Below are 11704 nucleotides of genomic sequence, written 5' to 3' on the forward strand. Positions count from 1 at the left end.
CTGCGCGTGAAATATGGAGTGCGGACCAACGATCCGCACCCACGGTGGTGCCGGGCCTTACATGTCGAACCGCACGCTCACAGCGAACGTGCGTGGCAGGCCTGTGCCGGCGTTGGACCAGTACTTCCGGTTGGCCAGGTTCTCGACACTGGCGCGCACGGTCACCGGATGACCGGAGGCGAGCAGGCGGTAACCGATGCCTGCATTGACCAGCGTGTAGTCGGGCAGCTTCAGGGTGTTGTCGGCGTCGTACCAGACATCGCCGTAATAGCGCACCGCGGCGTAGGACTCCAGCCCATCCACCCACGGCAGCTGGTAGGTGGCGTGCACGACCCCACTCCAGCGCGCTGCACCGGCGGTACGGTTGCCTTCCTGTGCGACGCTGGCCGGGGACAGCCTGTCGTAGGTCGGGTCAAGCCAGGTGACGCCTCCGCCAACCGTGAGGACATCGCTGAGGTGCAGGTCGGCACTGGCTTCGATGCCTTCGTACAGCGTGATGCCGTCCTGCACCAGGCGCTTGCCGGCCGGTGTGAGTTCATCGATATTTGCGCCACGCTCCAGCCGGAACGCCGCCACGTTCGCATTCCAGCGCGCGGCCTCGGCCTTCGCGCCGATCTCGTACTGCTTGCTGAGGGTCGGGTCGAGCACATCACCGGCGTTGACGTAGTTGTTGCCTACGCGGCTGCCCGCTTCCAGCGATTCGATGTAGCTGGCGTAGAGGATGACCGCCTCGCTGGGCTTGAACATCACGGCATAGGTCGGTGTGACCGGATAGGTGTGGTAGCGGCCCTTGGTCTCGTAATCGTTGTAGCGCCAGCCCGCCAGCACCGACCAGCCGCTGCCGAGATCGACGGTATCGCTTGCGAACACGGCCTGCTGCACGGTCTCGTCGCCGCGGGTCATCACCCGTGAACCGACGGCGTCATGGCGGATGGCATGGCGCTGGTACAGGTTGGCGCGGCCGATCAGGCTCCATTCGTAGGGACGGTCCCAGCCCAGCCCGGTCTGGTGACTGATGCCTGCCACCACCTGATGCTGCAGCGGACCGGTGTGGAAGCTGCCCTGCAGCATCGCCTGCGCCAGCTTCCACTCGCTCTTGCCACCCAGTTCATAGACGTTGACGTCATAGTCGCCATTGGGCGAATCGATGTAGGCGAAGATCTTGTTGACGTCATTCCACGAGGTGGTGACGCCATAACTCAGGCTGGTTTTCCAGTCGCTGTTGATCTGCCAGTCCAAGCGGGTCGACAACAGGCTGGAACGAGTGTCGTAGTAGGTGCCGGGGACACTGTTGCCGGCATTCCCGGCGATCGGTCGTGGCAATGAGGTCAGTCCGCGGAAGTAGTACTGCGGCGATTCCTCGCGCAGGTCGCGTGACTGGAACACGCCGTCGAAGGTCCAGATCAGTGCGTCGCTCAGGCGCGCGTCCAGCGACAGTGCGCCCACCTTGCGATCGACGTGGCCACCGTTGAAGGTTTCGCCCTTTTCCCGGTAGGCGTTGAAACGATAACCGAACATCTGCTCGTTGCCGAAGCGGCCGCCGACGTCGATCCCGCCGCTGACGATGCCCTGCTCGCGCCAGCCCAGCTGGGCGGAGAAGGTGGGCGTGTCGGTCGGCTTCTTGGTGATGTAGTTGACGATGCCACCGGGGGCACCGAAACCGTACAGGAATCCGCCCGGGCCTTTCAGCAGATCGACCTGTTCCATCACTTCCAGCGGCCACTCGGTACCCCACGAGGAGACCTGCAGGCCATTGACCCGATAGCTGTCGAAGTTCAGGTCGATGCCACGGTTGCGGATCGGCGAACTCCAGCCACTGGCATAGGCGCTGACCTGGGTGGTGACCGAAGGGTCGAGCAGGAACGCTTCGCCCAGCGAGACCACTTGGCGCTGCTCGATCTGCTCGCGGCCCACGGCGGTGATCGCAAACGGGGTATCACGCAGCACGCGATCACCAAGGGCGCCGGTATCGGCGTGGGTGCGTTCGGCGGTGACCTTCACCGCATCCAGATCGGTGGCACTGCGGTTCCGATGGGTGCGCTCGGGTACGGACTGGGCATGCGCGGCACAGGCCAGTGACAGGGAAACGGCAAGCAGGGCCGGGCGGCAGAGTGGGTGCAGGAGCATGGTTCAGTCATCCTCGGCGAACGGCCACGCGCCATCCGCCCGCATGGGGGGAAAGGTTGATGGCTGGGATCACGCAGGCTTGCCGGAGAGGGCAGCGGGGCGCCGCGAAGGGGCGCAGGACCATGGCTGGAGGGGAATTGTTCTCTTTTCGTTACAGCACGTCAAACCCGGAGGCGTGCGGACCAACGGTCCGCACCCACCCTCCGTGCCCGTGGTAGTGCCGGCCGCTGGCCGGCAGATTCGCAGCACCTAGAAGTAGATCCACGCCATGCGTGGATGGGCTCTGCTACGCCCGCTGCGCGCGCTTGAGCAGCTTCGCTTCGCGCCTGCGCGCGCGACGGGTGCGCCAGCGCTCGGCCAGGCAGGAGAAGATCACGTACAGCGCCGGCGTGCTGAGCAGGGTCAGGCTCTGCGAGAACAGCAGGCCGCCGATCATCGCGATGCCCAGCGGGCGGCGCAGCTCGGACCCTTCACCCAGGCCGATGGCCAGCGGCACTGCGGCCAGGATCGCGACCATCGTAGTCATCATGATCGGGCGGAAGCGCACGATGCTGGCCTCGCGTGCGGCATCGCGCGGCGCCAGCCCATGCTCGCGCTGCGCCACCAGTGCGAAGTCGATCATCATGATCGCGTTCTTCTTGACGATGCCGATCAGCAGCACCAGCGCGATCATCGAGATCACCGACAGCTCGGTGTTGGTGCCGAACAGGGCCAACAGCGCACCGACACCGGCCGCCGGCAGCGTGGACAGGATGGTGACCGGGTGGATCAGGCTCTCGTAGAGCATGCCCAGTACCAGGTACACGGTCAGGATCGCGGCGAACACCAGGATCAGCATATCGCTGGGATCGGAGTTGAAGCCGAAGCCCGCATCGTCGGCCAGGCGGATGTCGCCGGGCATGCGCATGCCGGCCACGGTCGCGTCGATGATCGCCTTGGCCTCGCCCATGCTCACGTTGGGAGCCAGGTTGTAGCTGAGGTCCATCGTCGTGTACTGGTTCTCGTGGGTGATCTGCGATGGGGCCAGGCCAGGCATCTGCGTGGCCACCGCGGTGATCGGCACCATGTCGCCGTTGCGCGCACGCACGTACACCTCATCCAGCGCCGCCGGGGTGGCGGTCTGCGAGGGCAGGGCATTGACCACCACGCTGTACTGGTTGATGTCCGAATAGATGGTGGAGATCTGGCGCTGGCCGAACGCACCGTACAGCGCGCCGTCGATGGCGCCCACCGTGATGCCCAGGCGCGCGGCCTTTGCGCGGTCGATCTGGATGTTCTGGCGCAGGCCGGCATTGTCCACGTCGGTCCCGACGTCGCGCAGCTTCGGGTTCTTCTTCAGTTCCGCCTGCAGCTTGGGCAGCCATTCCTGCAGTCCGGCCAGGTCGTTGCCCTGCAGCGAGATGCGGTACTGCGCGCCCTGGCTGGAACCGCCGCCATCGTTGCTGGGCAGGTCCTGGATCGCGCGCAGGCGCAGCTGCAGGTCGGGATAGCGATCGGCCTTGGCACTGAGGCGCGCCAACGCATGCGCGGTGGTTTCGCGGCGGCCGTCGCTGCGTGATTTCAGCTCGATGTTGAACTGTGCACTGGAGCCCTGGCGGCCGCTGCCCAGGCGTACACCCACCGTCTTCACCGCCGGGTCGGCCATCAGCATGTCGGTGATGCGGCGCTGGCGCGCGACCATGTCCTCGAACGACACGGTGGCACTGGAGTTGGCGCGGCCCCAGATCAGGCCGGTGTCCTGCGGCGGGAACGCGCCCTTCTTCACCGCGCCGAACAGGAAGATGGTGACGCCGATCAGGATCAGCGGCGTCAGCGACAGCAGCAGCGCGTGGCGCAGCGAGAAGTCGAGGAACACGGTGTAGATGCGCAGCATGCGCTCGTGGCCGGCGTCCAGCCAGCGGCCAAAGCGCGACGGTGGCGCGCTGTGGTCGTGCGCACTGAGGAAGCGGCTGCACAATGCCGGGGTCAGCGTCAGCGAGACGATCATCGAGACCACGATGGCCGCCACCAGGGTGACGGTGAACTCGCGGAAGAACGCGCCCATCATGCCGCTGGCGAACAGCAGCGGGATGAACACCGCCACCAGCGAGGCGGTGATCGAGACGATGGTGAAGCCGATTTCGCGCGCACCGGTCAACGCCGCCTGCATGCGCGGCATGCCTTCGTCGAGGTGGCGCATGATGTTCTCGATCACCACGATCGCATCGTCGACCACGAAGCCGATCGCGATCACCAGCGCCAGCAGGCTCAGGTTGTTCAGGGTGAAGCCCATCACGTACATCACCAGCGCGGCGCCGGCCAGCGACAGCGGCACGGTCACCGCCGCGATCAGGGTGGGTGCCAGCCGGCGCAGGAACAGCGCCATGGTCAGCACCACCATCGCCAGGCTGATCAGCAGGGTGACCTGCACTTCATGCAGCGACGAACGGATGGTCGGCGTACGGTCGAAGTACGGCGTCATCGTGGTGCCCGGCTGCAGGTAGTCGCGCAGGGTGGGGATCTGCGCCTTGACCCGGTCCACGGTCTCCACGATGTTGGCGCCGGCGCGGGTGAACACGTACATCACCACCGCCGGCTTGTGGTCGAACCACGCCGCCTGGTAGGCATCCTGTTGGCCGTCGTAGACGTTGGCGATATCCTTCAGCCGGATCACCCGGCCGTCGCCCTGGGTCTTGACCACCAGGTCGGCGAAGTCGGCGGCGCGCGCCACCGAGTCGTTGGCGATGATCGCCGTGGTGGTGTTGCCATCGCTGAGGAAGCCGGTGGGCGAGGTCACGTTGGCCGCGCGCACTGCGTTGCGCAGGTCATCGGCGGTCAGGCCCAACGCGTTCATCAGGCGCAGGTTGACATCCACGCGCACCGCCGGCGTCGACGCGCCAGCGATGTCGACCGAGGCGACGCCGCTGATCTGGCGGATGCGCTGCGCCAGCAGCGAGTCGGCCACGTTGTAGAGCTCGTCGGCCGACTGCGTCTGCGAGGTCAGCGCGATGGCGATCACCGGGTCGTCGTTCGGATTCGCCTTCTGGTACATCGGCGAGCCCATGCCCGAGGGCAGGTCGGCCTGGGCCGAGTTGATCGCCGTTTGTACATCCAGTGCCGCCGAATCGATGTTGTGGCCGCTCTGGAAGATCATGAACACCAGCGAGCTGCCTTCCGAGCTCGACGAGCGCATGCGATCGATGCCCGGCAGCTGGCCGAGATGGCGTTCCAGCGGCGCGGTGACGGTCGAGGCCATGGTCGCCGCGTCGGCGCCGGACTGGCTGGCATGCACGAAGATTACCGGGATCTCGATGTTCGGCAGCGCCGATACGCCCAGGCGCAGGTAGCAGATCAGGCCGACCATGAACAAGCCGATGGCCAGCAGTGCGGTGCCGATCGGGCGGCGGATGAAGGGACCGGACAGGTTCATCGCGCGGCCCCCCACGGCAGTGGGGCGTGGATCATGCCTGCGGCTCCTGCAGCGAACCATCGCGCAGCGCACGCTGTTCGCGGCGGCGCGCCAGCCACTCGGAGAAGCGCTCCATGTACAGGTAGATCACCGGCGTGGTGTACAGGGTCACCAACTGCGACAGCAGCAGGCCGCCAACGATGGCGATACCCAGCGGGCGGCGCAGCTCCGAACCGATGCCGGTGCCCAGCGCCAGCGGCAGTGCGCCGAGCATGGCCGCAGCGGTGGTCATCATGATCGGGCGGAAGCGCAGCAGGCAGGCGCGGCGGATCGCTTCATGCGCGTTGGCACCGGCGCGGCGCGCCTCGATCGCGAAGTCGACCATCATGATGCCGTTCTTCTTGACGATGCCGATCAGCAGCACGATGCCGACGATGCCATCCACCGACAGGCTCAGCCCGCACAGCATCAGCGCCAGCAGCGCGCCGACGCCGGCCGGCGGCAGCGTGGAGATGATCGTGATCGGGTGGATGTAGCTCTCGTAGAGCACGCCCAGCACGATGTAGATCACCACCAGCGAGGCCAGCAGCAGCCACACCACGTCGGTCTGGCTGCCGGTGAACTCAGCCGCCTTGCCGATGAACTCGGCATGCAGGTGGGTGGGCATGTCCAGGCTGTCCTTGGTCTCCTGGATCGCTCGCACCGCTTCGGACAGCGAATAGCCCGGCGCCACGTTGAACGACACGGTCACCGCCGGCAGCTGCTGCTGGTGGCTGACCACCAGCGGGGCGCTGCTGACCTTGCCTTCGGCCAGCGCCGACAGCGGGATGATGTTGCCGGCGCCGACGGTGATGCCGGTGTTCTGCGCGCCGATGCCGGTGGCGGTGGACGAGTTGGAGGAGGTGACCTGGCCGAAGCTGGTGGCATTGGTGCCGGTCAATGCGCCGGCGCCGTTGGAGGCGACCGCCAGCTGTTCCATCAGCGCGGTGCTGGTGCGGAACTCCGGTGCCACTTCCAGCACCACGCGATACTGGTTGAGCTCGGTGAAGATGGTCGAGATCTGGCGCTGGCCGAACGCATCGTAGAGCGTGTCGTCGATGGTCTGCATCGGCACGCCCAGCACGCTGGCCTTGTCGCGGTCGATGTTCAGTTCCAGGGCGCGGCCCTGGTTGGACAGGTTGTTGTCGACGTCGGCCAGTTCCGGGCGCTTGCGCAGCGCTTCGGTCAGGCGCGTGGCCTGGGTCGCCACCGTCGCCGAATCCACGTCCGACAGCGAGTACTGGTACTCGGTGGCGGCCACGCGGGTATCCAGGGTCACGTCCTGCACCGGTTTCAGGTACAGCGCCACGCCCGGAATGCCGGCCACCGCCTTCTGCAGGCGCGGCAGGATCTCATCCAGGCCATCGCGCTCGCCGCGTTCCTTCAGCACGATCGACAGCTGGCCCTGGTTGAGCGTGGGATTCATGCTGCCCGCGCCAATGAAGGCCGACACGCCGGTCACATCCGGGTCCTGGCGCAGCGCTTCGGCCACCTGCCGGGTGCGCTGCTCCATCTGCGGGAAGGCGATGTTCTGGTCGGCCTGCACCACGCCGGTGATCAGGCCGGTGTCCTGTTCGGGCAGCAGGCCCTTGGGGATCAGCACGTACAGCAGCACGGTCAGCACCAGCGCGCCACCGGCCACGGCCAGGGTCAGGCGCTGGTGGCCCAGCACCCAGTCCAGGCTGTGCTCGTAGAGGCCGACGGTGCGCGTCCACAGGTTCTGCTTGCCGGCCGCTGCCGCGCGCTCATGCGCGTCCTCGCCCTCGGGCAGGGCGTCGGGCTTGAGCAGGTAGGCGCACATCATCGGGGTCAGCGTCAGCGAGATCAGCATCGACAGCACCACGGCGATGCTCAGCACCCACGCGAACTCGTGGAACAGGCGGCCGGTGACGCCGGGCATCAGCAGCAGCGGCAGGAACACCGCCACCAGCGAGACGGTCAGCGACAACACGGTGAAGCCGATCTGGCGTGCGCCGATCTCGGCCGCTTCCTTGCCGCTCTTGCCCTGCTCGATGTAGCGCACGATGTTCTCGATCATCACGATCGCGTCGTCGACCACGAAGCCGGTGGCCACCACCAGCGCCATCAGCGACAGGTTGTCCAGCGACATGCCGGCGAAGGCCATCACCGCGAAGGTACCGGCCAGCGAGAGCGGTACTGCCACCGACGGGATGATCGTGGCCCACAGGCGGCGCAGGAACACGAAGATCACCGCCACCACCAGGCCGATGGTGAGGATCAGGGTGAACTGCACCTCATGCACCGAGGCGCGGATGGTCTCGGTGCGATCGTTGAAGATTTCCAGGTGCACGTCGGCCGGCAGCACGCCCTGCAGCTGCGGCAGGATCGCGCGGATGCGCTCGACGGTCTGCACGATGTTGGCACCGGGCTGGCGGCGCACTTCCAGCAGCACCGCCGGCTTGCCATCGGCCCAGGCGGCCAACTGGTCGTTCTCCACGCCATCGATCACCTCGGCCACGTCCGACAGCCGCACCGGGCGGCCGTTCTTGTAGCTGATGATGGTGTCGCGGTACTCGGCGGCGCTGGCCAGCTGGTCGTTGGTGCCGATGCTGTAGGACTGGGTCTTGCCGTTCAACGAACCCTTCGGCGCGTTGACGTTGGCCTGGGTCAGCGCGCTGCGCAGCTGTTCCAGGGTCAGCCCCATGTTCGACAGCTGCGCCGGATTGACCTGGATGCGCACGGCGGGCCGCACGTTGCCGGCAATCGAAACCAGGCCCACGCCCTGCACCTGCGACAGGCGCTGGGCCAGGATCGAATCGGCGTAGTTGTTGACGTCGCGCAGCGGGCGCGTGTCAGAGGTCAGCTTCAGGGTGACGATGGCCGCGTCGGCCGGATTCACCCGGTTGTAGACCGGCTGGTAGGGCAGCGATGAGGGCAGGGTGGCCTGGCGGATCGCCGCCTGCACGTCCTGCGCGGCGATGTCGATGTCGCGGTCCATCGAGAACTGCAGGATGATCGTCGACAACCCGGCCGACGAGTCCGACGTCATCAGTTCCAGCCCGGAGATCTGCCCGAACTGGCGCTCCAGCGGGGTGGTGACCAGCGAGGCCATGGTGGTGGCGTTGGCGCCGGGGTACTGGGTGGTGACCACCAGGCTGGGCGCATCGATTTCCGGCAGCGCCGACACCGGCAGCTTGCGGTAACCGAGGATGCCCAGCAGCAACAGGCCCGCCATCAACAGCGAGGTAGCGATCGGGCGGCGGATGAAGATCGTCGAAAAGCCCACGGACTGATCCTTGCTGGCACTTCAATGTCGGCGCCGGCAGGTCCGCCGGCGCGAGGGAGAACCGTGGCCTGCGCTCAGCGCGGGCCACCACCGCGACGGCCACCGCCGCCCGCGTTCTTCTGTTCGGCCGCCTTCAGTTCGGCCTCGGTCGGCGCGGCCGGGGTCTCGCCCGGCTTCAGCGCGGTGACCTTGCTGCCCGGCTTCAGGCGGAACTGGCCTTCGCTGACCACCCGCTCGCCGCCCTTGAGGCCTTCGGCGATCTGCACCTGGCTGTCGCCCACTTCCACGCCGCTGCGCACGGTCTGCATCTTCACCGTGTTGTCGCCCTGCACGACATAGACGTACTCGCCGTCCGGGCCACGCAGCACCGCCTGGGTCGGAATGACCACGCCGCCGCCGATGGTGCGCAGCTGCATGCGCACGTTGACGAACTGGCCCGGCCACAGGCCGTTGTCGGTGTTGTCGAATACGGCGCGCGCCTTGAACGTGCCGCTGTCGGCACTGATCAGGTTGTCGACCACATCGAGCTTGCCGTCGCCGGACAGCACGTGCGAATCGGCGCGGTCCAGCGCCGCCACCGGCACCGTGCCGGCGGCCTGCGCCTGGCGCACATCGCCGAGCTGGCGCTCGGGCAGGTTGAACAGCACGTGGATCGGATGGATCTGGGTCAACGTGACCAGCGCGGTACCGGCGTTGACCACGTTGCCGGCGTCGACCGCACGGATGCCGGCGATGCCGGAGATCGGTGCGGTGACCCGGGTGTACTGCAGCTGCACCTGCGCCGAGCGCATGCTGGCCTCGTTTGCGGCCACGGCGCTTTCGTACTGTGCCACTTGGTTTCGCTGTGTATCCAGATCGGTCTTGGCGACGTACTGGCGATACTCCGGCGCGTTCGAGCGCTGGTAGTTGGAGCGCGCGGTGGCCAGCAGGGCCTCGTTCTGGCGCTTGGCTGCCGCGGCCTGGTCGTAGCTGGCCTGGGCGGTGCGCGGATCGATCACCGCCAGCACATCACCCTGCTTCACTTCCTGGCCTTCACGGAAATTCAGGCTCATCAGCTGGCCGCCGACCTGCGGGCTGACGGTGACGGTGTTCATCGCGGTCACCGTACCCAGCGCGCTGGCATACACCGGCACGTCCTGGCGCGTGGCCTCCACCACGGTCACCGGCACTGGACCGGCACTCGGATCTTCGCCGCCCTGGCGCGCGCCCGCAGCAGGTTTTCCAGCCTTGTCCTTGCCCCCGCCGATGACGCGCAGGCCGACCACGGCCAGCACCAGGATCGCCACGACCAGCAGCACGATCTTCCAAACACGTGACATTACGAGGACTCCGAGAGGGCTGGACCGGACGGGACGCCGGGACAATGCGCAAAGCATACCTGTGCCACATCACGTTTCCTGCATGACGGATGGGACGGGCGCTAAGACCGGATGCGGCGCCGGAGGTTCCCGTGGCGCCGGTGTTGCCCTACATTCAGCTGGAACCCTCTTGCTGTGGAGATTGCGATGCGCCGTTCGCTGCTGCTGTCCGCCCTGCTGCTGGCCCTGCCGGCGCTTGCCCATGCCCAGGACGGGCAACGCCCGGAAGTGACCGCCGCCGCGCAGCGGCTGCAGGCCCGGGTGGTCGAATGGCGTCGTGACTTCCACCAACATCCGGAGCTGTCCAATCGCGAGGCGCGCACCTCGGCCGAGGTCGCCAAGCGCCTGCGGGCGATGGGCCTGAAGCCGAAGACCGGCATCGCCCACCACGGCGTGGTGGCGATCATCGAAGGCGGCAAGCCGGGTCCGAAGATCGCGTTGCGTGCAGACATGGACGCGTTGCCGGTGACCGAGCAGACCGGCCTGCCGTTCGCCTCCAAGGCCACCGACCAGTACCGCGGGCAGACCGTGGGCGTGATGCATGCCTGTGGCCACGACGCGCACACCGCGACGCTGCTGGGCGTGGCCGAAGCGCTGGTATCAATGAAGAAGGACCTGCCGGGCCAGGTGATGCTGATCTTCCAGCCGGCCGAGGAAGGCGCGCCGCCGCCGGAAGAGGGCGGTGCCGCACTGATGCTGAAGGAAGGGCTGTTTGCCGACTTCAAGCCGGAGGCAGTGTTCGGCCTGCATGTGTTCTCCAGCGTGCAGGCCGGCCAGATCGCGGTGCGCGGCGGCCCATTGATGGCTGCCTCTGATCGCTTCGGGATCAAGGTGATCGGTCGCCAGACGCATGGCTCGGCACCGTGGAACGGTGTTGACCCGATCGTCGCCACCGCCGATCTGGTCGGCACCGCGCAGACCATCGTCAGCCGCCGCGCCAACCTGTCCAAGCAACCGGCGGTGCTGACCTTCGGCGCAATCAACGGCGGCATCCGCTACAACATCATTCCCGATGAAGTGGAGATGGTCGGCACCATCCGCACCTTCGACGAAGGCATGCGCCAGCAGATCTTTGCCGACCTGCGCAACGTGGCCGAGCACACGGCCGCCGCGCACGGTGCGAAGGCGGTGACCGACATCTACGAATCGGAGGGCAACCCGGCCACGGTGAACGACCCGGCGCTGACCGCGAAGATGCTGCCGAGCCTGCAGGCGGTCGTGGGCAAGGACAACGTGTACGAGCCGCCGCTGCAGATGGGCGCGGAGGATTTCTCGCTGTACGCGAAGGAAGTGCCGGGCATGTTCTTCTTCGTCGGGTCCACCAGCGTGGGCATCGATCCGGCGACGGCGCCGGCCAACCATTCGCCGAAGTTCCTGCTGGATGAGAAGGCGCTGGATGTGGGATTGCGCGCGTTGCTGCAGGTGAGCCTGGATTACCTGCACGGTGCCGGCTCGCCTGCGGGGTGAGGGTTGCCGGCAGGGCTTGCAGCCCTGGGTACGCGACATCGCATGCGCGCTGTCGCTCCCACAGTTCGCTGCGCGAAC

At 66.9% G+C, this 11704-nt stretch carries 5 protein-coding genes; 1 reads left to right on the forward strand and 4 read right to left on the reverse strand.

The features are described 5' to 3' along the window. Positions 1 to 57: 57 nt before the first annotated feature. The 4 genes from AC2A1N_RS03580 to AC2A1N_RS03595 form a co-directional block, all read right to left on the reverse strand. On the reverse strand, positions 58 to 2127 hold the full coding sequence (locus tag AC2A1N_RS03580; RefSeq protein ID WP_484371507.1) for a TonB-dependent siderophore receptor: 2070 nt from the start codon (positions 2125 to 2127) through the stop codon (positions 58 to 60). Positions 2128 to 2413: 286 nt separating this feature from the next. Continuing rightward, positions 2414 to 5536 carry an efflux RND transporter permease subunit gene (locus AC2A1N_RS03585; RefSeq protein WP_061478188.1) on the reverse strand — a complete coding sequence of 1041 codons (3123 nt, stop codon included), beginning with the start codon at positions 5534 to 5536 and terminating at the stop codon, positions 2414 to 2416. Between the two features lie 31 nt (positions 5537 to 5567). Next, positions 5568 to 8801, reverse strand: coding sequence for an efflux RND transporter permease subunit (locus AC2A1N_RS03590; protein WP_061478187.1), 3234 nt, complete (start codon positions 8799 to 8801; stop codon positions 5568 to 5570). A 74-nt stretch (positions 8802 to 8875) separates the two neighbouring features. Further along, positions 8876 to 10120 carry an efflux RND transporter periplasmic adaptor subunit gene (locus AC2A1N_RS03595; RefSeq protein WP_242889909.1) on the reverse strand — a complete coding sequence of 415 codons (1245 nt, stop codon included), beginning with the start codon at positions 10118 to 10120 and terminating at the stop codon, positions 8876 to 8878. A gap of 186 nt (positions 10121 to 10306) precedes the next feature. Here AC2A1N_RS03595 and AC2A1N_RS03600 point away from each other — a divergent pair, with 186 nt between their 5' ends. After that, complete coding sequence (locus AC2A1N_RS03600) at positions 10307 to 11626, forward strand: M20 family metallopeptidase (RefSeq protein ID WP_088496586.1); 1320 nt, start codon at positions 10307 to 10309, stop codon at positions 11624 to 11626. Positions 11627 to 11704: the final 78 nt, after the last annotated feature.

The sequence above is a fragment of the Stenotrophomonas maltophilia group sp. SKK55 genome, from assembly GCF_057179845.1.

Coding starts and splice junctions, on each gene's coding strand:
- AC2A1N_RS03580 (WP_484371507.1), bottom strand. CDS start 2,127: ATGCTCCTGCACCCACTCTGCCGCCCGGCCCTGCTTGCCGTTTCCCTG.
- AC2A1N_RS03585 (WP_061478188.1), bottom strand. CDS start 5,536: ATGAACCTGTCCGGTCCCTTCATCCGCCGCCCGATCGGCACCGCACTG.
- AC2A1N_RS03600 (WP_088496586.1), top strand. CDS start 10,307: ATGCGCCGTTCGCTGCTGCTGTCCGCCCTGCTGCTGGCCCTGCCGGCG.
- AC2A1N_RS03595 (WP_242889909.1), bottom strand. CDS start 10,120: ATGTCACGTGTTTGGAAGATCGTGCTGCTGGTCGTGGCGATCCTGGTG.